We start from the raw sequence: 23991 nt of genomic DNA on the forward strand, positions 1-23991 counted from the left end.
AGGCGAGCTGGAACGTCACGTCGTGCACGTCGGTGTCATAGGCGTGGATGCGCAGGACGAAGCGCGTGCCGTCCTTGACGTCGGTCGCGACGGTGCCCCACTCGGTGCCGTGCGTGGTGTACGCGTTGTTGTTGCACAGGCTGGTGTGGTCGACGAACACCACACAGGCGTCCAGGAACGCCGCCTCCGGCGTGTTCGCGCCGAGTCGGATGTTGATGTCACCGCACCGCGAGGAAGTGGTGTAGGTGCCGTACTCCTTGGCGGCTCCCTGGTAGTGGTACGTCAGGGTCTTGGCGCCGCCGTAGCAGCTGACCGCGGCGGCCGAGGACTGTGCGGAGGCGGGCGCGACTCCCACTCCCAGCAGCGCGGCCGCGGTGAACAGAACCGAGGCGAACGCCCTGCTTCTGATCATGGTGGTCTCCGTTCGGGTGAGGGGGGTCAGAAGGCGATCTGTATGGTGGCCGAACTGCCTTCAAGGTCCACGCCGTTGGGCACGGTGAACCTGGTGCCGTCCAGGACGTCGGTGGCGATGGTCGTCCAGCTCCGGCGGACTTTGGTCCAGTAGTTGCAGACCCCGGTCTTCTCGAACGTCACGCAGGCGACGACGTAGTCCGCGTCGCCGCCGGTGACGCGCATGTTGATGTCCGTACAGCGGCTGGTGGTCCGGTACGGGCCGAAGTCGCGCACCTCCCCGTAGTGCACCGTGACTGCCCCGTCGTAACAGCTCGTGGCGGCGGCGGTGGTGGCGGCCGAGGCGGGCGCCGGAACGGTGAAGCCCAGGGTGACGAGCAGGGCTACGAGGGACGCGCGTGCGAACCGGTGGGGCATGGGGATGCTCCCCGGTACGGCCGGGATCACCGGTTGGCCAGACGGTCCAGATCGGCCTGGGTGCCGTTGAACACGTCCCCGGTCGCCGGTGCCTGAACGCCCGGGAAAAGTGCGGCGTCGGTGTACTGCCACATCGCCCAGGTCGTCGAGCCGTTCGGAACTGGCGGCTGGGTGATCGACTGGCGGTAGTCCGCGAGTTGCAGCGGATACCGGGCGAAGGCGGTGGTCGAACCCATGCAGTCGTCCAGGAAGGACTTCTGGGTGTAGATGATCGGAGTGCGGCCGAAGGCCGCCTCCACCCGGTCGAGCCAGGCCTTGGCGTCGCTCACCGTGCCGTAGGTGGGGCAGCGCCCACTGCCGTCGTCCATGCGTTCCAGGTCGAATATCGGCGGCAGGTCGCCCGCACGCTGCCCGGTGTACCCGGTCGCCCGCACCGCGGCGATGAACCGGTCGGCCTGCGCGGCACCCGTGTCGGCCGCCGTGCCCGTGTAGAAGTGGTAGGGCGCGACGGCCAGCCCTGCGGCCCAGGCCTCCTGAAGGTCGGTGGCGAGGTATTCGTCGGTGACGTTCATGCCCCGGGTGGCCTTGACCGTCGCGAACTCGGCACCCGAGGCCCGCACGGCCTTCCAGTCGATCGGCGCGCCGCCCGGGTGCTGGTACTTGGCCGTGTCCAGGCCGTCGATCGCGTAGCCGGCCGGGCGCGGTGGCGTGCAGTACGTGTTACGACTGGACCAGTCCACCAACTTCGCCCAGGTGTTCGGGCCCGCCACGCCGTCGGCGCTGAGGTTGGCGCAGTGCTGCAGCTCGATGACCCGGGACGCGGTCCCGCCCCCGAAGTCGCCGTCGATCGTCAGCGGCGGATAGTGGAACGCGTCCATGGCCAGGTTCAGACGGCACTGCAATTCCTTGACTTCAGTGCCCTTCGCGCCCTGTTGCAGTGTGGGGCGCGTGTCGGTGTGGCCGCACACGGTCGTCTGCGCCGTGCTCGACGTGCCCTTGGTCGCACAGGTGTGCGGTTGCGCGGCCCAGGTGTTCAGCGCCGCCCAGGTCTGCGGGCCGAGCACACCGTCCGCGCCCAGCCCGGCACACCGCTGGAACTCCTTGACGCGTGTTTCCGTTCCGGCCCCGAACGAGCCGTCCGCCGCGATCGGCGTGTACCGGCTCGGCTTCGTCGCCAGATCGAGTTCGCACTGCGCTTCGACCGCCGAGTCCCCCGTCGATCCCCGCTGCAGCGTGGGCTGTGCGCTCGTGTGCCCGCAGACCGCGACCGCGGCGGTTGCGGAGGACTGCGCCGCCTGTACCGCCGTCGGCCCGTACAGGGGCAGGGCCGCTGCCACGGCGAGGGTCAGACCCCGCAGAAGCGTCCTTTGTCCCATCTGGTGTTCCCCCTCATGTGAGTCGCCGGGAGGTCCCCGGCAGGGCCATGCTGGCAGCGGTCGTCCTGGAGGCCGGATCCCCTTGCCCGGATTGGGACGCCGGGACAGTCACGCGCCTGTGACCTGCGGGGGCGGGTCACCGATGGGATGAGCACGGGACACGGGCGGCGGAGGCGGAGCACGACGGGGAGGCGCAGCGGGGTGCTGAGTGAGGCGGAAGATGTCCGGTCCCGGGTTTCGGCGGCGCGACGCGGCGGGGTCGGTGGGCGACCGGCCGTGCTTGGCGGACAGGATGATCGTGGTGCTGCCGGCCAGGTTCCGCTCGGCGATCTCCGAAGCAAGGGCACCGAACCGGGCGTTGACGAAGTCCCTTTATTGTGAGGCTTGTCGTCCTAGACTCCCGCCCATGGACGGGATCATCGGTGACGTGGCCACGGCCGTCGGGCTGGTGACCACGCTGGCGTCAACGTACTTCGGCTACCTCGGCGTTCGGCATTTGATTCGACGACGGCACGGCGGTCGGCCCGAGGGGGAACCGGTGGCGCAGCCGTTGTCGGGACCGACCGGATCAGTGGCCGCCCCTGGGGACAACCGCCCTGGCGCGCAGGGTGCGTACGACGTCTTCGTGTCGTACGCGGACACGGAGAGCGGTGCGGCGGAACGGCTGGCGGGGTGCCTGCGGGAGGCGGACGCCTCGGTGTTCCTGGTGCGGTGGGTCGAGCCGGGGCTGATCCCGCTCATGGAGGCCGAACGGGCTCTGGAAGGAGCCGCGTTGGGGGTGCTCCTCTTCGGGCGTACGACGATGGATGACGCCCGGATCGCCGACGAGTACGCGGCGCTCCTCCAGCGCGCGCACCAGGGCGGCCTCCGCTTCGTACCGGCGCCGGTCGACGATGTCACGCTCCCGGCGTTCGCCGCCGTCCGTCAGCCGGTGGACCTGCGCGCCCCCGGCTCCGCCCGGTACGAGGCCGAGGTCGGGCGGCTGATGCGGATCGTGCGTGGACGGCGCCGCGTGCCGGACGCGTGATGCCTCATGCGATCCCTCACCTGACGCCTGACGCCTGACGCCTGACGCCTGACGCCTGACGCCTGACGCCTGACGCCTGACGGACCGGTACAGGCTGCTCCTGGGGGGACGTTCGTGGGGGTGCAGGGAAGCGCGTGCAGGCACCAGGATCCTCGTCCTACCGCATTGGGTGCCCGTAGGGGACCAGTTACGCGAAGGCCGGCCGGAGAGGGGTATTCCGCCCGTACTTTGGTCGCCCGCAGTGGACGGTTCGGTTCTGCCGCGTACCGGGAGTCCGGCGGTCGGTCGAGGAGGTCCGCACGGTTGAACCAGTCCCTCTCCGAGGAATTGCCACCGCCCTACGACGTGTTCCTCTCCTATGCGGCCGACGACGCCGCCTGGGCCAGGACCCTGGCCGAACAGCTGGCCGGGCACGGGCTGTCGCCCTTCCTCGACCAGTGGAGCATCGAGCCGGGCGACATAGTCCTCCACCGAGTGGAGGACGCCCTGCGCGCCTCAGCCCACGGGATCGCCGTGATCAGCCCGGCGTCCGTGCGCGACGCGCGCGCCATGGACGAGTACGCCGTGCTGGCCACCGAGGCCGCTTCGCGCGGCCTGCGCTTCATCCCGGTGCTCCTCGGACATGTGCCCACGCCCCCGTTCGCCGCCCACCGCGTCTGGCGGGACTTCAGCGACGCCACCGGCCGGGAGTTCACGCTGCGGGCCGCCGAACTCGCCGCCGTCATCGCGGACCGCCCCGCCGGGGCGGACGGCTCCCCTTCCCCGGACACCCTCCGCGCCACCCACCCCACTCCGCCCCGGCCGGTCACACCTCCGCCCCGTCCCGCCTTCGTCGTCTGCTACGCCCCGGGTGACGCCACGTACGGCTCGCGGCTGGCCGGGCAACTGCGCGTGGCCGGGCTGCCGGTGTGGTCGACGGACGATCTCCGTCCCGGAGACGCCCACTTCTGGACGATCAGACAGCAACTCCGTCACGCGGTAGCGGTCGTTGTGGTGATGACTCCCCGGTCGCAGGACTCCGACGACGTCACCCGCATGATCCTGGAGGGCCAGGTACACGGGAGGCCCTTCGTGCCCGTACTGCTGGACGGCGACGTCAACTACCACCTGGCCGCCACCTGGTACGTGGACGCCCGCGACGGAGCCCTGCTCGACACGGCGCGACTCGACCTGCTGCGCCAACTGCACGAGGACGTCCGGGAGAACCGCCCCGTGCGGCTTCCCGAGGCGGCACACCGCTTGTCCGGCGGCTCGCGGCGCCCGGTGGTGGCCATGACGGGCTCCGCCGGGCTCGAAAGGCTGCGCGCCCATCTCGCCGAGGACGAGTACGAGCACGCCGACCTGCTCACCACGCGGCTCGTCCTGGAGGCGGCGGGCCGTCTCACGGAGGGCTGGCTGCGCGAACGGCAGGCCAACGGAGTCCCGTTGGACCTGTTGGCCGGCATCGACGCGCTGTGGAACGCGCGTTCCGACGGCCGCCAGGGCTTCGGCCGACAGCTCGCGCAGACCCCCGCCCGTGGCCGACGTGCCCCGCGCTTCACCGAGTTGGGTACGGCCCTGGGCTGGCGCGACGCCCCCGAGGCCCCCGTGCCCCGGCTCTACCGCGATTTCGTACGGCGGTCCGCACCCGTCGGCGAACTGGGCGGACCCAGGGCCGACTTGGAACCCGGCCCGCCCCGGCTCCCCGGATTCTTTCCCACCCTCCGGGATCCCGGACACGAGAACGACCCCGACTGGTACGACCGTTGGAGCTCAACCGTGCTGACTGCGCACGCACGGCTGCGCGAGTGGAAGGCTGCCCGCTGATGCTGATCCTGATGGTGTTTCTACTCCTGCTGGGGGCCGCCGCGTGGGCCGGCTGGGCGGGACGCGTACTGGTGCCCGCCGATCACGTCGGCATCGTCACCCGCCGTTTCGGCCGCTCCCACGACGATCCCGCGTTCAACGAGATCAATCCCGACAGCGCGAAGGGTGTGCACGCGCGCACCCTGCTCCCGGGCGGGTTCCACTGGCGCGCACCGGTGCTGCACACCGTGGAGTACGTCCCCCGCGTACACGTTCCGGCGGAGATGATCGGCCTGGTCACAGCCACGGAGGGCAGGGACCGCACCGACGGGCGCATGCTGGGCCGCCATGTCGAGTGCAACAGTTTCCGGGACGGCCAGGCCTTCCTGCGCGGCGGCGGCGAACAGGGCGTCCAGGTGACGATGCTGGCCGGCGGTCAGTCGTACTACCTCAACACCCGGCTCTTCAAGGTCGAGATGCGCCCACGCACCCATGTGCCGGCGGGCACGATCGGTCTGGTGCAGGCCAAGGCAGGGGCCGTACGGCCGCCGGACCAGCGGTTCGGCCGCCATGTCGAGTGCGACAGCTTCCAGGACGGCCAGGCCTTCCTGTCCGGCGGCGGCGAGCAGGGCAAACAGCTGGCCATTCTGGGCGGCGGTACCTCGTACGCCATCAACCCGGCCCTGTTCGACGTCATCACGGTCGACAACGTGGCCGACTCGAGCGAGGGACTGACCAAGGCCCACCTCCGGGAGATCGCCATCAACGAGGGGTACGCCGGAGTGGTCGTCACCCTGGACGGGACCGAACCCCGGCAGGACGACGAGTCCGGCACGGTGGCCCCGCGGGTGCCAGGCCACAGCAGCTTCCGCCGGCCCTGGGACTTCCTCGCGAACCAAGGACTGCGCGGTATCCAGGCGGAGACGCTGGGACAGGGCACCACGTACGCCCTCAATCCCTGGTTCGTCCGCGTGATGCTGATCCCGACCCGGGTGCTGATCCTCACCTGGCACAACAAGCAGGGCGCCGAGACCGACAACTACGACGCGGACCTCGGGCAGATCGTCGTCAACGTCCAGGGCTTCGACCTGGCGGTGACGCTCTCGCAGAACCTGCAGATCCCGCCGCGCGTGGCGCCGAAGCTGGTCAGCCAGTTCGGCAACGACCGCGACTCCGACCTGGGCGGCCTCGTGAACGACCGGGCCCCCATGAAGCGGTTCGTCCGGGACGTCCTCGGCCTGGCCGTCGCCGGATACTTCGCGGAGATCGCCACGACCAGCTCGGTGCTCGACTTCCTCGCCAGCTACCACGACGTCCGCAAGGAACTCACCGACCGGGTCATGCACGCGCTGGAGAAGTGGGAACTGGGCATGCTGGGCACCACCCTCGGCAGCTTCACCCCCACGGACCCGGTCCTCCTGGAACGCCTCAAGGAGAAGTTCTACGAGGAGATGCGCGGCGAAAACCTCGGCGTGAGCCTGCAGAACGCCAAGCTGGAGGATCTGATCGACAAGTACCGCGCCCGGCAGGAATCCCGGCGGGTCGCCCTCGACCTCAAGGCGGAGGTGGCCCTGCTGGGCCCCGACAACGTGTCGATGATCCGTATCGTGCGGGAGTTCGCCAAGTTCGACGTCCCGGAGTACATCGGCGGCGGCGACATCTCGGCACTCGTCCAGGCCCTCCCCATGACCACCATGCAGGACCTGCTCGCCCGGTTGCGCGAGCTGCGCACGGGCCAGGAGATCGCGGCCGCTCCGAAGCGGCGGGAACTGACCGAGGACGGGACGGAGACGATCGACGCGGACACCGACGGGGTCGAGTACGAGGATCTGGGCGCGGACGCGGACGAGGAACACGACAGGCACGACGGGCACGATGAGGAGTAGCCGACGACGACCGTCTCGGACCCGTCATCGGGCGCCGGAACTCCAGCCTCTCCGACCCCGCGACGGGGCAAGCGGTCAAGGTCCGAGTGCCCGCAGGCTCGCCGACCCGTTCAGCAGAGGTGGCACGACGCTGCGCCGTGCCGACCCGGGCAGGCAGAGGGCCGCTCGGATCCGGGCTGCGGGCAGGTCTGGTGTGGTGGACCACAGCAGGGCGGCCGTGCCGGTGACGAAGGGCGCGGCGGCGCTGGTCCCGCTGAAGGGCTGGTAGCCGCCGCCCGGTGCGGTCGTGAGGACCTGCAGGCCGGGTGCGCGCAGGCCTGAACGGCCGATGCCGATGCCGAGGTTGGCGCCGGGCAGCGGTCCGCCCAGCGGGTCGCAGGCAGTGACCGGCAGCGCCCAGGGATGGGCCATCAGCGGGGCGGGGCCGATGTGGCCGTGGTTTCCGGCGGCCACCACGACGAGAACGCCGCGGCTCCTGGCGTGGTCGAAGGCGTCGTCCAGCGCGCGGCTCCGGGTCAGCGCCCGGCCGCCGGCCCCGAGACTCAGATTGACGATCCACGCCCCGGCCTCCACGACGTCGACGACCGCCGTCGCGAGCCCGTCCGGGGTGAGCACCGGGCAACTGCCGCCCGACGGCGCCTCGCACAACACCGGCCGCAGCAGCAGGGTGCAGCCGGGGCAGAGCGCCGGAGCGGCGGAGCCTCGCCGCGCGCCGAGGATGCCCAGCACCGCCGTGCCGTGCCGGCAGGCGGCGCTGTCCGCGATCCGGCAGGCTGCGGGAGCGCCCGGCAGGGTGGTGATCCGGGCGCCCGCGAGGTCGGGATGACCGAGGTCTCCGGGCCCGTCGACCACTGCGACGACGATCTCGGGACTGCCTTCACCGGCCGTCACGGGCCCCGACAAGTGGGTGAGCTCCGACCACCAGGCGGTCACTGCACGTACTGGGTGATGAGGCCCGCGGGGAGGTTGTGCGGCTGGAGGGCCTCCAGTGCGACCCTGGTTTTCGCTCCGCAGAACGGCTTGCCGGTCGTATCAGTGAGCGCATAGCAGTCGTCCGTCGCGCAGCACTCGTACTGGTTCCAGAAGTCCTTCTCCCCGAAGCACGGCACCAGCCCTTGGGGGCAGTTGTTGGGCGCGGTGCCGTTCTTGATGTTGATCATTTGGTTGACGTCCGTGACGGTGGTGAGTGCCATCATCCGGACCCCGGACACGGCCTGCGCGCCCGTCGAGGTGGTCGCGTACACGCCGATCGCGCGGCCTGTCGCGTGCTCCGCCGTGAGCCTGGGTATCTTCAACTGCCTTCACTCCTAAGTGGTGTTGAAGCACGTCGAGATGCAACGGGTGTCCGTGACGCCCGCACAGGTCTGCCAGCAGCCGACATTGGAGCCGCAGAGGCTCCCGCAGTGGGCGGCGGCCGTCGGGCCGACGCAGCCGCTCAGGCAGGAGACCGTGGCCATCGGCCGGACCCCCGGTGCCGGGCCCGAAGGCGGTCCGGGGGCCGCGTAGGTGAAGGCCGCGGGGCCGATAGCGTGGTCCGCGGTGAGCCGGGGGAGTGTCATCGGGCGGTGCCTCCCGCGTTGAGCAGGCGGGCCATCGGCTGTGCCGTCTCGGCCCGTACGAGGGTGGTCAGGTTGGCCACGGTCCAGACGGGCTCGGTGGCGGGGTCACCGTCGCCCAGGCGCAGGTGGTTGCCGGGCGGTGGCTGGTAGCGGACGGGCAGCAGCGGGCCACCGGGGGTGGCGTAGTCGAAGGCGACGGTCCCGTAGCCCTCGTTCATCCGCCAGTCGGCGGCCAGCGAGTCGGTCACGGCGTTCTGGAAGCCGATCGGCTCGTCGTACATCCCGGCCAGCGCGCCGGCGGTGTCCAGGGCGATCCGGCGTACCCGCAGCCGGGTGAGCATCCCCTGGAACGGGGCGCCGTCCTGGCCGGGGGAGCGGCCCAGTGTGAGAGTGCGCGGTTCGTCGCCGAGCAGCAGCTGTGGGGCGAGGGGGACGACGGCGCTGACGGAGGTGGGGCCGCCGTCGCTCACCAGGAGCGTCAGTTGGGTCGGGTTCGGGCTGTAGACCAGGGCGACGTGGAGCCAGTTCGAGGTCAGCCGGTCGAAGGGCAGTTCGCTGAGGTCCGGCCTGGTGCCGGGCAGGGCGCAGGCCACCTTCCGGCCCGGCCCGTACGCCAGGGAGACCACCGGACCGCTCGCGCCCCGGACGTCGAGGACGGTCTGCGGGGCCTCGGACCCCGCGGTCGGGCCGCCCGCGGTCCAGGGGGCGGGCCCGGGGCTCATCCAGAACGTGACGGTGAAGGCCAGGTCGCTCGCGTTCTGCGCGAACAGGTCGGCGGGAAGGGACGCGGTGGCCAGTTCGCGCCCGCCGTCGAAATACAGCGCCATGTTCAGGAGCGGGGCGAAACGCGGCAGTGAGACCGTGGTCATCCGGCGGTCATCCTTCCCTCGGGTCGGCCCGGTTCAGTTCAGGCACTCGCGGATGCAGCTCAAACCCGCCGCCGGGGCCTTCGACACCCAGCACGCCGGGTCGAAACCACAAGTGGTGGCGAGGGACACCGCGTTGGGGATTCCGCAGCCCAGCAGGCAGGGCACCTTGCCCAGTACGCCGCTGAACACGCTGCCCAGGGTGTCGAGGAAGCCCGTCCCGGCGACCGTACCGGGCGCGGCCGCCGCCGCTGTCCCGGTCGTCGTGCCGTAGGCGGAGTAGACGTGAAGCGCGGGTCCGAGGCCGGCCTCGGCGGTCAGGCGGGGTGTGGTCACGGCGGTTCACTGCTCCCTCAAGGGTGGTCGAAGAAGAGCGCGAGTTCGTTGAGGAGGAACGGGAACTGGCCGGTCACGTCGATCCGGGTGAAGTAGCGCGTGACCTCCTGCGTGTCGGTCTTGGTGAAGAGCAGGATGACGTCCTGGATCCGGCGGGTGCGGGCCAGCGGGTCGGGCTGCGCGGTCACGGAGTTCAGCCGGAAGCCGTTGATCTCCCGTTCGATCACCTTCTTGTACAGCGCCAGGGACTTGAAGGTCAGGTAGTTGATCGCCCGGTGCTCGTCGGTCTGGCCGGTGTTGTCGCTGAGCAGTGTCAGCGTGGCGAAGGCATCGCTCGCCCTGGCGGCGATGAAGTCGTCGGCCGACTGGCTCAGATGCTGGTCCGCGATGTACTGGCCGATCGCGGCGACCAGAGCGGTGTCGTTCCTGATCTCGGCGACGATGCTGTTGACGAAGGCCTGACCGGTGAAGCTGAACACCTGCTCGCAGGCGGCCAGCGGCAGTTGGACGCCGTTGCACATCGACGGCGGCGCGATGCCGCCCACCGAGCCGACGACCAGGGCGAAACTGAGCAGATTCGGCGTGGGCGCCAGACAGGTCACCAGGTCGGTGAGTTCCACCTGGGAACGCGGCTTCAATATATAGAGATCGATATCCCCGCTCTGGAAGATCCAGCACATCTGCCGGGCCAGATAGAGATTCTGCCCCTGGCTGAGAACCGCGAACTTGTCGGCATCGCTGATAGTCAGTGTTTGCGCGGGGGATTTACCCCACGCCTGCATGAATTCTTTTTCGATGTCCAGCGACGGGAAACGCGCGGTCACGGTGCCGATCGCGTAGAGATGTCCCTGCGTCGCACCGCCGCTTCCTCCGCAGCCGCACCCGCCACTCGCGCCTCCCGTGTCCCCGCAGGTACCGCCGCATTCCTCGCAGGCCGGCACCACGACCGGGGGCCCTCCGGAAGGCACCTCCAGCACGGCGCTTCGGGTTGCCGCGTCCACCGTTTCGGTGTGTTCCGCCATGAAGCCGCTACCCCCACAATTCACGAAATGAAATGGGTGATTCCGCGAGCCGGCGACCTCGGTAGAAGCGGAATTTCTGGATCCTCCCTGGTCCGATTCCCGGAAGCCGTCCAGCGGATATTCTCGGGGCATGTCGCAGATGTCAAGGGACGCCGGTTCATGTTTTACGGAAAAGGGGACGAGTCGCGCGGCCGGAGGCTTCGACTATTCCGGGAACCTCCAGGGGAGGAGTACGAACAAGATCCATCGGTACGCTCTCGTCTCGGCCTCTCGCCGCACGGTGGCGGGCGCATCCGCCGGCCACGTTCCGGCGCTCGTCGCCGACGCCGGGCACGCCCGTCGTGCCGCTGGTGGAACAGATCGCGGACGAGGTGTGGCCGCGGCACTTCCAGGGGCGGGATCGTCCACCGGCTGCCGCCGCCGTTGACGCAGGTCACGACGGCCCGGTGCCGGCTGGTGCCGCCGCGTTCCGTGCAGTTGACGTTCCCGACTGTCCCGGAGTCACCGGGCCATGACGTGCAACTCCCGTCGGCCGCCGTCGCCGTGGTGGTCGTCGCGGGTGCGAACAGGCCCACGGCGAGAGGGGGCGAGAAGTTCGCGCAGTGCGCCGGTCACGATGAGTTCTCCCGGGGGCGCAGGTCGCGGGTGGCGATGCGCTGCCCGCCGGTGTCGGCGACGATGAGGTTCCAGGCCGTTCCGGCACCGTCGTCGCCGTCCCACCAGCGCGTGAACTCGTGGGCCAGGCGCCGCACTTCGGGTCCGTCGACTCCAGCGGTGTACGTGGTGGTGACCTCGACGTCGTACTCGGTGGCGTCGAGGTGGACCAATGTGACCCGGGTGACGTGGCGGGCCGAGTCGGCCGCCTCGCTCTTCCGTGCCCAGCTCCCGAAGCGGTGCAGCAGGTCCGCGTCCGGCTCGCGCCGGGTGATGGGGCCGCTCGGCGCGGTGGGGGTGCTGTTTCCGGTGCCCTGCTTGCAGCCCAGGATCCATGCTCCCCGGTCGAGGTCCACCACCGCCGTGGGCTTCGCGGCGAGGGAGCGGCGGACGCACCCGCCGTTCACCTCCCGCACCGCTGCGCCCTTGCCGCCGTCCTCGAACAGCCGCTTTCCCACGGCGAATCCCGCGTCGTACGCCTGCCGGTATCCGGGCGCGGACGCGGCCGGCCGACCGGTCCCGTCGGACGGCGCCGCCGACGGCCGGGAAGCGTCGCCCGTGGAACCGCACGCGGACGCGGCCAGGCACGTTCCTACGATGAGACCGAGCGCGCGGGCCCGGCCCATGGAGCCGATGATGGGGTGAGGTGTCATCGCCATATCGGGGCAGATGCCTTTTCCGGGCCTGGGGTTGCTCGGCACGCGCCCGGGCGTCCTCTGTCAGCTGAAGCTGTACGGAGGGAGCGGACCGTCGAGCCGGAAGTCGAAGCCCTCGCCCATCTGGTGGGCGAGGCTCAACTCCGTTGCGAGGAACAGCTCGTCCTGCTCCTCGTTCACCAGGAAGGAGACACTGAGGAAGTCCGCCCCGTCCGGTTGAGCGGCGTCGATCTCCCGGGCGAACGGACGAAGCGCCTCGATCACTCCCGACGCCAGGGCCTCCTGCCGTGCCCGCGTTTCCACCGCGACCAGTTCGCCGAGACGCGGTGCCGCGGTGGGGTCCGCCGTGCCGTCGCGGACCCGGTCGTTGAGCCGTCGGGCCGCCTCCGACTCCGAGAGGATCTCCCGCAGCAGCATCTCCTCGTCCTGCGACGCCTTGAGGTTGTACTCGACGCATCCCTCCAACCGGCCCAGCCGGTCGGCGAATTCGTCCGCCCGCGTCTCCAGCGCCGACCGGACCGCTTCGTCGTCCGGGGCGGTGCAGCCGAACTTCAGGGGCAGTACGGTGCCGTCCGCCATCAGGCGCTTCTGGACTTCCTGATGCGCGTCGATGTCCCGTTGTCCGAGGGGCAGTTCACCCGGCGCGTCACTCACCACCGCGCAGAGCGGGCCCGCGCTCACCGTACGCAGCCGGGCGGGCGATGTGCCGACACCGTCGAGATCGTCGAGGCGCAGTGGATGGTCCTTGAAGGTGATCGAGTAGACGTGTACGGCCATGGCTCACTCCTCCGCGTGAGACGCGCTGCTCTCCCGCTGGGAGGAGCGCCGGGCCGGTCGCCGACCTTGCACGACCGTCTCCTCCGGCCCCCGCCGTTCCCCTGGCCCGCCTCTCGCCGCAATCCCGGCCTGTCACTCCTCGGAACCGCCGCGTCGACGGCATCGGAATGGCGTCCAGGGCTCCCTCGGGCATGCCCCGCTCCCGATTCCACGGAGCGGCCGACGAGGCGGGTCGGCATGGACGGGGCTATTCCCGGAACCCGGTGCCGCCTCCGGCCTGCGGAACCGCCGTCACGGTGCCTCCCTTCACCGGCTGTGATGTCTCAGCGCCGGTCGACCTGCCCGTATGGGGCGCGGCGCCCGTCGGGGCCGGTCTGATGACCGTTCGGCGGGTTCTGCCGTCGCAGGTGTCTCCGGTCGTCACGGTGGACACCGCAACATGCGGTGGAACGCCCGATACCTCCGATACCATCATATAGGCGCTATTTGTAGCATCAGGTAAGGCGGACTCCTCATGAGGCCGTCTCGTCGGATCACGCGGCCCGGGGGAGTCGCGGGCCGCGTGATCCGACGGCGACCGATTCATGAGGGGTACTGCTCATGCGGGGCACTCCCAAGATCGTGTGCGCGATCCCCGAGCCGCCAGGTGTGATGATCCCTAGGTTTCGTCCTCCATGCGGATCACCCTCCTGAGGTCCTCGTGCGCCTTGCCGGGCGCGCCTTCCTGCGCTTCCGGCAGCGCCGCCGCGATGGCGTCCAGCTTGCGCTGGATCGCCCGCTCGGACCGGAGTTCGGTGTTCTTCAGCAGGGCGAGGAGCAGCAGCGTCACCGCGGTCATCGTCTCGCCGGCAAGGAGGAGCCATTCCACGGCGAGCCCTGCGATGTGCGCTGCGACGGTGAGAGAGACCAGCCCGACGCAGACCACGAAGAAGACCGGCGAGCTGGTGAACCTCGACCCGGACTCGGCGAGCCGCTCGAACCTGCCGCGTTCGTCGCCACCGCGGTCGGCGGGATGCTGAAGAGTCACGTTCAGTGCTTGGTCCAGCTGCGCACGCGCGCCGTGGTCTTCTCCGTCATCTCCTGGGCCTTGCCGCGCAGTTGCTCGCGGCGCCCCGCTCGTTGCACCGACGTGTCGCCCAACGCCTTTCCGACGGACTCCTTCACCTTGCCCTTGAACTGTTTCGCCTTCGCATTGCCCTTGAACATCGTCGTCGCCGTCCTCTCGGGCGCTCCGTGCCGCGACGCGGCAGGCCACGCCTCTCCTCCTCACCGTGTGGCTTCGCGGACGGCATCGCAAACCGGCCATGTCCGTCCGCGCCCGACACCTCGCGGTGTGCGGGCGGGTTTCCCCGCGCGGCCGAGGGGGACCCGATGCTGACAGCCCGGAGCCGTAGGAGAGGCCGGACCCGCCGGGTCCGAACGCAGAAGAAGCGCTGAGTAACCGGGGCCGAGCAGAGAAGGAAGATGAAAGCCGTGACCGCGGACATCGGTAGCAGGACCACCACACGACCCGAGACGGGATGGGCCATGGCGCGGCGTCGGCGCGAGAGCGGTCCGCGGACCTGTGTTCCGGCGACGGCCGACCGAACGGCCCGCACGGAGCGGTTCGCCCCCGAGTGGAACATCGTGAGGGGTGAGGACTGACCAGCCGTCACCTCGGCTCCGTACGTGCACCTCGGCTCCGTACGAACGCGGGGCCGGCGCGTTTCGGGCACCCGCGTCCCGGCACCCGCGTCCCGGCATCCGCTAGGGAGCGGTGTCCGTCTCGGAGCGCAGTCGGCGGACCTCGTCCTCCGGGGGGCGACGCACGTCCTCGTCCGGCATCCGCTCCGGCATGTCGTTGTCGGGAATCAGGTGGCCGGCCGCCTCCTCCGCGGAGGCCCCGCCGCCGTCGGAGCCGACGTCCTCGGCGATCATGTCGTGCTCGGCGTCCTGATGGGCGCCCTCGTCGAGGGCCAGGATCCGGTCCGCACGGTCCACGCCCACCTCGTCGTCCGGGAGTTCGCCTTCACCATCCTCCAGGCCGCCCGTGCTGTCGTCTTCGTCGGGCTCCTCCAGTGCCGGATCCGTCCGTTCCTCGGCCAGTTTCTCGGCCAGGCTCTCCCCTTCGCGCTGCTCGCGCGCCGTAGTGCCTCGATGCTCCACGGCGAGCGGGCGCTCGGGCGGTGACCACCCTTCGTCGAAGGGATCCGAGCCCCGGTCCTCAAGGGTGTCCTCCGGATCGAGGATGCCCTCGTCCTCGCGGACATCAGGGCTTCCCGGCTGGTAGACCTCATCACCCATGACGTCGTCCTCGCTCTGGCTGCCCAAGACGGGCGTGACCCTCCGGACGGATCGAAGTGTCATCGGCCCATGTATCCAGGCTGGCCCAGCCCACCCATTCCGGCACGCCGGAGCCGCACATGACCACGGAGGGTCACCGAGCGACAGGGTACCGATCCTCGATCTTCACGTTTGGCGCGGGCTGGGCGGGTCACTCGATCCCTGACACCCGAAGTCGATCGTGATGGGGAAGTGAGACATCGTGGGTGGCGAGCAGAAGGCCAAGGCCAAGATGGAGCAGGCCAAGGGCAAGACGAAGGAAGCGGCCGGACGCGCCGTCGGCAACGAGCGGATGACCGCCGAGGGCCGGGCCGAGAAGGCGAAGGGCGACGCGCGGCAGGCCAAGGAGAAGACGAAGGACGTCTTCAAGGGCTGACAGCTCACGCTGAAGGAGTCGGTGCGGTCGTTTGCCGTTTCGACCGAACACCGTGGGGCCCGTTCCGGAGAACGGGCCCCACATCCATGCGCCCGTCACGTCCATGTGCCCGCCACGCCCAAGCGGCCCGTCACGTCCATGTGCCCGCCACGCCCAAGCGGCCCGTCACGTCTATGCGCCCCACGCCCAAGCGGTCCGCCACGTCCATGCACCCGCCACGGTCATGCGCTCGTCACGTCCATGCGCTCGCCACGCCGGTGCGGCCTGCCGCGGCCATGGGCCCAAGATGCCCGCACACCCACCACTGCAATGGGCCCAGCGCGGCGATGCGCCCACCACAACCATGTGCCCGCTACGACGCCCGCCCGCTTCTCGCGGTGGGCCGCGCTGCGGAGCCCCGCCTCTCGCGGTGAGCCGCCGGGATCCCGTGTTGCCGGATGCCCACACGGGCCGAAGATGGTGGGGGAGCGGCGGAGAGGAGCCCCCTGGCGTGGGACCGGACACGCACGCAGACGCACGCGGGGACAGGATGCCGGCGGCGGCCGAGGGGGCCGATCCGCGGCGATGGCGCGCCCTGTGGGTCACCCTGGCGGCCGGGTTCATGAGCCTGCTCGACGTCACCATCGTCGCGGTGGCCCTGCCCTCGATGCAGCGCGACCTGCACGCCGGCGCCCCGTCCATCCAGTGGGTCGTCTCGGGCTACGCCCTCACCTTCGCGCTGGTCCTCGTGACGGCCGGACGGCTGGGCGACGCCGTGGGCCGCCGGCGGATCTTCCTGTCCGCGCTCGCCGCCTTCGTCGTGTGCAGCGCCGCGGCGGGCGCCGCCCCGACCATCACGCTCCTCATCGTGGCCCGACTGGCGCAGGGCGTGGCCGCCGGCTGCCTCGCACCGCAGAACTCCGCCCTCATCCAGCAGATGTTCCGCGGAGCCGAGCGCGGCCGGGCCTTCGGGCTCTTCGGTGCCACGGTCGGCATCTCCAGCGCGGTGGGCCCCGTGGTCGGCGGGCTGATCCTCATGCTCGCCGGCGGGCCCCAGGGCTGGCGCTGGATCTTCTACGTGAACGTACCGGTCGGAGCCGTCGCCTTCCTGCTGGGTGTGCGTCTGCTGCCCAAGGTCGCACCGGGCCGCCGCGAGCGACTGGACCTGCGAGGCGTCCTGCTGCTCGGCTGCGGTGTGCTCGCGATGATGCTTCCGCTGGTGCTCGCGGAGTCCGGCGGAGTACGGAAGCTGTGGTGGCTCTTCCCGGTGGGGCTGGTCCTCCTCGTGGCGTTCGCGCGGTGGGAGCGGCACCTGGCGGCGGGCGGCGGTCAGCCGCTCCTGCATCCCCGCCTGGTGACGAGCACGCGGGGCTACGCGGTCGGAGCGGCCATCGCCGCCCTGTACTTCGTGGGGTTCAGCGGAGTGTGGCTGGTGTTCGCCCTCTACTACCAGAACGGTCAGGGCTACTCTCCCCTGCGCTCAGGACTCGCCGTGACCCCATTCGCCATCGGTTCGGCCGCGGCGGCCGTGGTGGCCGGGCGGCTGGTGGAGCGGTTGGGGCGGCTGCTGACCGTCTGCGGTCTGGCCGCGGTCGCTGCCGGACTGGGCGGAGCGGTGCTGGTCCTGGGCCTCGCTCCCGGCGACACCGCCCTGTGGTTCGCGGCTCCCGTCCTGTTCGTCGGCGGTCTGGGCAGCGGCTGCGTCATCTCGCCCAACGTCACGATGACACTGCGGGACGTGCCGGTGCGGATGGCGGGGGCGGCCGGTGGCGCGTTGCAGACGGCCCAGCGGCTGGGCGGCGCCGTCGGTACGGCCGCGCTGCCGGGGCTGTTCTACGTGGTGCTCGGCACCGGCCGTCACGATTACCGCTCCGCCGTGGTGATCGCCATCGGCTCCGGGATCGTGTTCATCCTCGGCGCCCTCGGTCTCGCCGTTCACGACTGGCTGCGCGACCGCAAACCCCAGCCTCCGCCCTGCCCACCCGAACTGTCGCACGGCCACACCCACGCGAGTCAGCCCTGAGGGACGGCCCGCTGCGGGCCGATCCTCGGAGGGCAGTGTCCACCGAGGATCGGCCGATCAGCCGAGTAACCGATCAGCGGAGCAGCTGACCAGCTGAGCGTCCGGCGGCCCGCCGAGCGCACTCTTCTCCGCCAGGAGGCATCCGGACGCCGGGCCGCACGCGTCAGCGATGGCAGCCGCGTTCACAGCTGTCTCACAGGGGCCGAGAAGGTCCGACCGGGGTGATGAACTCGCAGTAGGCAATGGTCAGTTCAAGCCGATCTCTTGTCGCCTTCATGACAAGACCATCGGCGGGATGTCACTCTGCTGTCGAACATTCACGCTTCGTTCACACCCCCCACCCCTCATCCCTCACCAGCGCACCCGCGTCAACGCATCCGTCACCCTCGCGGTGCGCACGCTCATGATCCGCCCCTCATGATCCGCCCCCTCACGATCCACGCGCCGCCGAGTCCGCGAGCGCTTTCGTGCGGGCACTTTCTGCGGCGCTCCTTCCAGTCCAGCTCTCCGCGGACCGGCCGTATCCCGTCGGTCCGGTCGCCCAGGGTCTCCACCCGGGCCAGCCCCCGCAGAAGGAGATGACCTTGAACCGGCAACACCCTTCCGCCCGTCGGCGCAGACGCGCCGCAGTCCTCGCCCTCACCACCGCGAGCTCGTTATTGGCCCTCGCCGTCCAGCCGGGCTCCGCGTCCGCCGCCTCCGCGGACCCCGTTCCCGCGAGAAGCGTTGCCAAGATCGTCGCCCAGCCCCGGGCCGGTGCCGCCCAGATGCCGCTGTCGCCCGCCAGACGCACCGCCCTCGTCAGGAGCGCCGCAGCGACGGTGGGCACCACCGCGAAGCGGCTCGGACTCGGCACGCGGGAGAAACTCGTCGTCAAGGATGTCGTCCAGGACGTGGACGGTACGACCCACACGCGGTACGAGCGCACCTTCGCGGGACTTCCGGTGGTCGGTGGTGATCTGGTCGAGCACCTGAAGGACGGCCGGAGCACCGTGTCCGAGGCCGGTCGGGCCACCATCGCCGTGCCGAGCACCAAGCCGAGGATCGCCGCCGCCGAGGCCGCGGCGAAGGCCCTCGCGGTGGGCAGGAAGGCGGCCGTCGGGCGAGCCCGGGTCGACGGGGCACCCCGGCTCGTCGTCTGGGCCGCGGGCACCCGCCCGGTCCTTGCCTGGGAGTCGGTGATCGAGGGCTTCCAGCACGACGGCACACCGAGCGAACTCCATGTCGTCACCGACGCGGCCACCGGCAAGGTCGCCTCCCGGTACGAGGGCGTGGACACCGGCACGGGCACGGGCCAGTACGCGGGCACGGTGCCGCTCTCCACCACGCCGGCCGGATCGACGTATCAACTGGTCGACGCCGACCGTGCGGGCCACCGCACCTACGACCTCAACCAGGGAACCTCGGGCACCGGAACGCTCTATACGGATGACAACGATGTCTGGGGTGACGGTACCCAGAGCGACCGGCAGACCGCCGGCGTCGACGTCGCCTACGGAGCGGCAGCGACCTGGGACTACTACAAGGACGTCTTCGGCCGTAACGGCATCCGCAACGACGGTGTGGCCGCCTACAGCCGGGCCCACTACGGCAACAGCTACGTCAACGCCTTCTGGTCCGACAGCTGCTTCTGCATGACCTACGGCGACGGCTCGAACAACGCCAAGCCCCTGACGGCGCTGGATGTGGCGGCCCACGAGATGAGCCACGGCGTCACCAGCGCCACCGCGAACCTGACGTACTCGGGAGAGTCCGGCGGGCTCAACGAAGCGACGTCGGACATCTTCGCCGCGGCGGTGGAGTTCCACGCGAACCTCCAGGCCGACGTGCCCGACTACCTGGTCGGCGAGAAGATCGACATCCGCGGCAACGGCACGCCGCTGCGCTACATGGACAAGCCCTCCAAGGACGGTTCCTCCCGCGACTACTGGGACTCCTCGCTGGGCGGCATCGACGTCCACTACTCCTCGGGGCCGGCGAACCACTTCTTCTACCTGCTCTCCGAGGGGAGCGGCCCGAAGACCGTCAACGGCGTGTCGTACGACAGCCCGACCCACGACGGCCTGGCCGTGACCGGTATCGGCATCGAGAACGCCGCCCGGATCTGGTACCGCGCGCTGACGACGTACATGACGTCGACGACCGACTACGCCGGTGCCCGGGTCGCCACCCTCCAGGCCGCGGCCGATCTCTTCGGGGCCTACAGCGGCACCTATCTGGCCGTGGCCGACGCCTGGGCGGGCATCAACGTCGGTGACCGCATCGCCCTGGGGGTCAACATCGCCCCGGTCGCCGACCAGACCTCGGGGGTCGGCCAGGAGGTGTCCCTCCAGGTGAACGCGTACACCACCAACACCGACGCGAGCCTGACCTACGCAGCCACCGGCCTGCCGGACGGTCTGGCCATCAGCGACACCGGACTGATCTCCGGGGTCCCGACCACGATCGGGACCAGTGACGCGACGGTCACGGTGACCGACAGCACCGGCGCGGCCGTGTCGGTGGCCTTCCAGTGGCGGATCGCGAACATCTACGCCAACAGCACCCGGGTGGACATCCCCGACCTGGGGGCGGCGGTCGAGTCGCCCATCACGATCACGGGCCGGCCCGGCAACGCCTCGGCGGCCACCGAGGTCTACGTCAACATCATCCACACCTACCGCGGTGATCTGAAGGTCGACCTCGTCGGCCCCGACGGCACCGTGTACTCGCTGCTGAACCGCAGCGGCGGTTCGGCCGACAACGTGGACCAGACGTTCACGGTGGACGCCTCGGCGCAGCCGGTCGACGGCACCTGGAAGCTGCGCGTCCAAGACCTCGCGTCGATCGACGTGGGCTACATCCAGCAGTGGCGGATCACGCCCTGACCCAGGATCGAACCGTGCCCGTCCGGACCGCTTTCGCGGACCGGACGGGCTTGCTGTTTGTGCCGAGTGCCCGCGGTCGTCCCGCCGTTGCGGCGGCAGGCGTCCCCGGACGCTCGGCTTCTGTGCGTCCTCGGCTGTTTGTCCTCGATCGTGAGTTTCGTGATCTTCCCGAACGCGGGTTCCGTGACGGGCTGCCCGGGTGTCCCGCGCCCCTCCACGCCCTCCCGTGTCTTCAAGCCTTGACGGATCCGAGTGGCCTCCGGTCCGTCCGTGACGCCCCCCGTCCAGGTCAAACCCCATGAAGTGGCCCACCAACGGGGCCTCCGTGCGTACGAGTTGAAGAAACTCGTGTCGTGGGACTTGCCACCTTGATGGTTCATTACTTAAATCAAAGCGTGAACTAAGAGTGCCGGAAGGCCAGTTCATACCCCTCCCTCTCACATGGCAGAGCTGTGTCCTCAGCTCCCGATTCAGTGTGTCCGCTCCGCTCGTCACCCCACCCGCATGGAGTCACGGCATGAAACTCAGAACCCTGGGTGTCGCGCTGGCCGCAATGGCCGCGCTCATCACCCTGCCCTTGCAGAGACCGGCCGCCGCGGCCGATCTCCCGCTGTCCCAGGGCAAGACGGCAACGTCGTCCTCGGACGAGAACGGGGGCACTCCCGCCGCCTACGCCGTCGACGGCGACACCGCCACCCGGTGGTCCTCGGCCGCCACGGACACCCAGTGGCTCCAGGTCGACCTCGGCGCCTCGGCCACGATCACCAAGGTCGTCCTCAACTGGGAGGCCGCGTACGGCAGTGACTACCGCGTGCAGACGTCCCCGGACGGCAGCACCTGGACCGACATCAAGACCGTGACCGGCGGCGACGGGGGCACCGACACCCTCGACGTCTCGGGCCAGGGCCGCTACGTACGGATGTACGGCGTCCACCGTGCCACCCCGTACGGCTACTCCCTCTGGGAGTTCCAGGTGTTCGGCACCAGTGGCACCACCACGCCCGCGACCTGTGACGCGGCCAACGCGGCGCAGGGCAAGACGGCCACCGCCTCCTCCATCGAGAATGCGGCGAGCCCGGCCTCGGCCGCCTTCGACGGCAACACCGGAACGCGCTGGGCCAGTGCCTTCTCCGACCCGCAGTGGGTCCAGGTCGACCTGGGCGCGACCCGCGACCTGTGCCGGATCGACCTCAACTGGGAGGCGGCGTACGGCAAGGCCTTCCAGGTCCAGGCCTCCACGGACGGCCAGAACTGGACCAACCTCAAGACCGTCACCGACGGCACCGGGGGCACGGCCTCCTACGACGTCTCCGGCCAGGGCCGCTACGTACGGATCTACGGCACGACCCGGGGCACCGCGTACGGGTACTCCCTGTGGGAGGTCGCCGTCCACACCGGTACGGGAACCGGCACCCCGCCCGTGCAGGGCGGTGGCGACCTCGGACCCAACGTCATCGTCGTCGACCCCTCGACGCCCGATCTGCAGGCCAAGTTCGACCAGGTCTTCGCCCAGCAGGAGTCGAACCAGTTCGGCGCCGGCCGCTACCAGTTCCTGATGAAGCCCGGCACCTACAACGGCATCAACGCCCAACTCGGCTTCTACACCTCGGTGTCGGGTCTCGGCATCAACCCCGACGACACCCACATCAACGGTGACATCACCGTGGACGCGGGCTGGTTCAACGGCAACGCCACCCAGAACTTCTGGCGTTCGGCGGAGAACCTGTCGATCACCCCCTCCAACGGCACCGACCGCTGGGCGGTGGCACAGGCCGCCCCCTTCCGCCGTATCCACGTCCAGGGCGGCCTCAACCTCTCCCCGAACGGCTACGGTTGGGCCTCCGGCGGCTACATCGCCGACTCCAAGATCGACGGCACGGTCGGCCCGTACTCCCAGCAGCAGTGGTACACACGTGACAGCTCCGTCGGAGGCTGGACCAACGGCGTCTGGAACATGACCTTCACGGGAGTCCAGGGAGCACCGGCCACGAACTTCGACTCCGGCCCCTACACCACCTTGGACACCACCCCGGTCTCCCGCGAGAAGCCCTACCTCTACCTGGACGGCAGCACCTACAAGGTGTTCGTGCCCTCCAAGCGCACCAACGCGCGTGGTGTCTCCTGGCCCAACACGGCCGGTACGTCCATCCCGCTCGACCAGTTCTACGTCGTCAAGTCCGGCGCGACCGCGGCGACCATCAACGCGGCGCTCGCCCAGGGCCTCAACCTGCTGTTCACCCCGGGGGTCTACCACCTCGACCAGACCATCAACGTGACCCGGGCCAACACCGTCGTCCTCGGTCTGGGCCTCGCGACCATCGTGCCGGACAACGGCATCGACGCCATGCATGTCGCGGACGTCGACGGAGTCAGGCTCGCCGGATTCCTCATCGACGCCGGCCGCTCCAACTCCGACACCCTGCTCCAGATCGGCCCGTCGGGCTCCTCGGCCGACCACTCCGCCAACCCCACCACGATGCAGGACGTGTTCGTCCGGATCGGCGGCGCGGGCCCCGGCCTCGCCACCAACTCGGTCGTGGTCAACAGCGACGACGTCGTGATCGACCACACCTGGCTGTGGCGCGCCGACCACGGCGAAGGGATCGGCTGGGACACCAACCGTGCCGACTACGGCCTCGTGGTCAACGGCGACGACGTCCTGGCGACCGGCCTGTTCGTCGAACACTTCAACAAGTACGACGTGTTGTGGAACGGCGAGAACGGGCGCACGATCTTCTTCCAGAACGAGAAGGCGTACGACGTGCCCAACTCCGCCGCCATCACCCATGACGGCATCGTGGGATACGCGGCCTACAAGGTCGCCGACTCCGTCGCCGTGCACGAGGCATGGGGTCTGGGAAGCTACTGCAACTTCACCACGGACCCCTCGATCGTCCAGGCGCACGGCTTCCAGGTCCCTGTGAAGACAGGGGTCAAGATGCACGACATCCTGGTGATCTCCCTGGGTGGCAAGGGCCAGTACGCCCACGTCATCAACAACACCGGCGCACCCACCTCGGGGACGGACACCGTCCCGTCGAAGGTCACGCAGTTCCCGTGACGTGACCTGAACGGCGCCGACTGACAGGCACGCGGGTGCCGGTGCTCCACCCCGTTGAGGGGGAGCACCGGCACCCGTGAGTCGTCGGTGGCGGGCCGGACCCGCCGGCGCCGTCGTGCGCTCAGGCGGAGCGGTGTCCCGAACGGGAGTCCAGCGTGGCTCCCGTCGTGTCGAGCGGCGCGTCGAGAGGCAGGTCGTGAGCCCGGGGTGCTTCCCTGTCCGGCGGTCCGGCCGATCCGGCCGGTCCCATCGGCTCCACCAGGGCGGCGTGGGCGAGGAGGCGACGGGCCAGTTCACGTGCCTCGGCGGGGGTCAGGGAGGCCCAAACCCCGTGCTCGTCGCCCTGGTCGGGGCCCACGTCCAGAGTGACGCGGCCGATCGGCCGGTCCGGCGTGGCCAGCCGCAGCTCCTTCACGGAGATCCTGCGGCCGCAGGAAGTCACCAAGGGCAAGTCGCCCGGCTCACCCGCCCCGGCCCCCTGTAGCCGCCGTTGTCCGGACGCCATCATCGCTCTCACGCCTTTCCACGAACAGAGCCGCCGGGCGGCCCACCGCACCAGGTGACACTCCGCGTCCCGGCACCAGCCGGGCT

The 23991-nt window shown here is 70.1% G+C and carries 21 protein-coding genes and 1 pseudogene; 7 read left to right on the plus strand and 15 right to left on the minus strand.

What is annotated here, in order from left to right; genetic code table 11:
• From N4G66_RS22775 to N4G66_RS22785, 3 genes are all read right to left on the minus strand, one after another.
• The coding region (locus tag N4G66_RS22775) for a hypothetical protein (RefSeq protein WP_261706012.1) at positions 1 to 412 on the minus strand (412 nt) is incomplete at its 3' end.
• Positions 413 to 438: 26 nt separating this feature from the next.
• Positions 439 to 828: a hypothetical protein gene (locus N4G66_RS22780; RefSeq protein ID WP_261706013.1), complete on the minus strand. Its 390-nt coding sequence runs from the start codon at positions 826 to 828 to the stop codon at positions 439 to 441.
• A gap of 26 nt (positions 829 to 854) precedes the next feature.
• Positions 855 to 2204 carry a GH25 family lysozyme gene (locus N4G66_RS22785; RefSeq protein WP_261706014.1) on the minus strand — a complete coding sequence of 450 codons (1350 nt, stop codon included), beginning with the start codon at positions 2202 to 2204 and terminating at the stop codon, positions 855 to 857.
• Positions 2205 to 2610: 406 nt separating this feature from the next.
• Here N4G66_RS22785 and N4G66_RS22790 point away from each other — a divergent pair, with 406 nt between their 5' ends.
• The 3 genes from N4G66_RS22790 to N4G66_RS22800 all read left to right on the plus strand — a co-directional run bounded on the left by N4G66_RS22790 (position 2611) and on the right by N4G66_RS22800 (position 6902).
• A complete protein-coding gene (locus tag N4G66_RS22790) occupies positions 2611 to 3231 on the plus strand; it encodes a toll/interleukin-1 receptor domain-containing protein (protein ID WP_261706015.1) in 621 nt (206 codons plus the stop codon).
• A gap of 303 nt (positions 3232 to 3534) precedes the next feature.
• Complete coding sequence (locus N4G66_RS22795) at positions 3535 to 5037, plus strand: TIR domain-containing protein (protein ID WP_261706016.1); 1503 nt, start codon at positions 3535 to 3537, stop codon at positions 5035 to 5037.
• Between the two features lie 11 nt (positions 5038 to 5048).
• Positions 5049 to 6902 (plus strand): SPFH domain-containing protein, encoded by a 1854-nt coding sequence (locus N4G66_RS22800; protein WP_261706017.1) that lies wholly within the window; start codon positions 5049 to 5051, stop codon positions 6900 to 6902.
• 75 nt (positions 6903 to 6977) lie between these two features.
• On the opposite strand, the gene N4G66_RS22805 is transcribed toward N4G66_RS22800, so the two are convergent.
• The 11 genes and pseudogenes from N4G66_RS22805 to N4G66_RS22860 all read right to left on the minus strand — a co-directional run.
• The gene (locus tag N4G66_RS22805; RefSeq protein WP_261706018.1) at positions 6978 to 7835 is read right to left on the minus strand and encodes a S8 family peptidase; all 858 of its coding nucleotides are present in this window, start codon (positions 7833 to 7835) and stop codon (positions 6978 to 6980) included.
• The gene (locus tag N4G66_RS22810) at positions 7832 to 8197 is read right to left on the minus strand and encodes a hypothetical protein (protein WP_261706019.1); all 366 of its coding nucleotides are present in this window, start codon (positions 8195 to 8197) and stop codon (positions 7832 to 7834) included. The genes N4G66_RS22805 and N4G66_RS22810 overlap by 4 nt, the downstream gene beginning before the upstream one ends.
• Positions 8198 to 8209: 12 nt before the next feature.
• Positions 8210 to 8461: a hypothetical protein gene (locus N4G66_RS22815; protein WP_261706020.1), complete on the minus strand. Its 252-nt coding sequence runs from the start codon at positions 8459 to 8461 to the stop codon at positions 8210 to 8212.
• Positions 8458 to 9330, minus strand: a complete 873-nt coding sequence (locus N4G66_RS22820) for a LamG domain-containing protein (protein ID WP_261706021.1) — start codon at positions 9328 to 9330, stop codon at positions 8458 to 8460. Before N4G66_RS22820 ends, N4G66_RS22815 begins: the two co-directional genes overlap by 4 nt.
• A gap of 33 nt (positions 9331 to 9363) precedes the next feature.
• The gene (locus N4G66_RS22825) at positions 9364 to 9663 is read right to left on the minus strand and encodes a hypothetical protein (RefSeq protein WP_261706022.1); all 300 of its coding nucleotides are present in this window, start codon (positions 9661 to 9663) and stop codon (positions 9364 to 9366) included.
• Positions 9664 to 9680: 17 nt separating this feature from the next.
• Positions 9681 to 10817, minus strand: coding sequence for a cyanobactin maturation protease PatG family protein (locus N4G66_RS22830; protein ID WP_261706023.1), 1137 nt, complete (start codon positions 10815 to 10817; stop codon positions 9681 to 9683).
• Positions 10818 to 11296: 479 nt separating this feature from the next.
• The gene (locus N4G66_RS22835; RefSeq protein ID WP_261706024.1) at positions 11297 to 11992 is read right to left on the minus strand and encodes a hypothetical protein; all 696 of its coding nucleotides are present in this window, start codon (positions 11990 to 11992) and stop codon (positions 11297 to 11299) included.
• Positions 11993 to 12058: 66 nt separating this feature from the next.
• Positions 12059 to 12772: a GvpL/GvpF family gas vesicle protein gene (locus N4G66_RS22840; RefSeq protein WP_261706025.1), complete on the minus strand. Its 714-nt coding sequence runs from the start codon at positions 12770 to 12772 to the stop codon at positions 12059 to 12061.
• A gap of 658 nt (positions 12773 to 13430) precedes the next feature.
• Positions 13431 to 13799: a low affinity iron permease family protein gene (locus N4G66_RS22845; RefSeq protein ID WP_261706026.1), complete on the minus strand. Its 369-nt coding sequence runs from the start codon at positions 13797 to 13799 to the stop codon at positions 13431 to 13433.
• 2 nt (positions 13800 to 13801) lie between these two features.
• Positions 13802 to 13978: a CsbD family protein gene (locus N4G66_RS22850; protein WP_261706027.1), complete on the minus strand. Its 177-nt coding sequence runs from the start codon at positions 13976 to 13978 to the stop codon at positions 13802 to 13804.
• A 630-nt stretch (positions 13979 to 14608) separates the two neighbouring features.
• Positions 14609 to 15118, minus strand: a pseudogene (locus N4G66_RS22860) (DUF5709 domain-containing protein); the annotation flags it as partial.
• Between the two features lie 178 nt (positions 15119 to 15296).
• Between N4G66_RS22860 and N4G66_RS22865 the strand changes: the two are divergent.
• From N4G66_RS22865 to N4G66_RS22880, 4 genes are all read left to right on the plus strand, one after another.
• Entirely contained in the window at positions 15297 to 15470 is a 174-nt protein-coding gene (locus N4G66_RS22865) for a CsbD family protein (protein ID WP_261706029.1), read from the plus strand.
• Between the two features lie 529 nt (positions 15471 to 15999).
• Entirely contained in the window at positions 16000 to 17472 is a 1473-nt protein-coding gene (locus tag N4G66_RS22870) for an MFS transporter (protein ID WP_261706130.1), read from the plus strand.
• A gap of 578 nt (positions 17473 to 18050) precedes the next feature.
• The gene (locus N4G66_RS22875; RefSeq protein WP_261706030.1) at positions 18051 to 20339 is read left to right on the plus strand and encodes a M4 family metallopeptidase; all 2289 of its coding nucleotides are present in this window, start codon (positions 18051 to 18053) and stop codon (positions 20337 to 20339) included.
• Positions 20340 to 20856: 517 nt separating this feature from the next.
• Positions 20857 to 23400 carry a discoidin domain-containing protein gene (locus N4G66_RS22880; protein ID WP_261706031.1) on the plus strand — a complete coding sequence of 848 codons (2544 nt, stop codon included), beginning with the start codon at positions 20857 to 20859 and terminating at the stop codon, positions 23398 to 23400.
• A 121-nt stretch (positions 23401 to 23521) separates the two neighbouring features.
• Here the strand turns inward: N4G66_RS22880 and N4G66_RS22885 are convergent, their stop codons facing one another.
• On the minus strand, positions 23522 to 23815 hold the full coding sequence (locus N4G66_RS22885; protein ID WP_261706032.1) for a hypothetical protein: 294 nt from the start codon (positions 23813 to 23815) through the stop codon (positions 23522 to 23524).
• Positions 23816 to 23991: the final 176 nt, after the last annotated feature.

The organism is Streptomyces rhizosphaerihabitans, assembly GCF_025399795.1.
Lineage (GTDB): Bacteria > Actinomycetota > Actinomycetes > Streptomycetales > Streptomycetaceae > Streptomyces > Streptomyces rhizosphaerihabitans.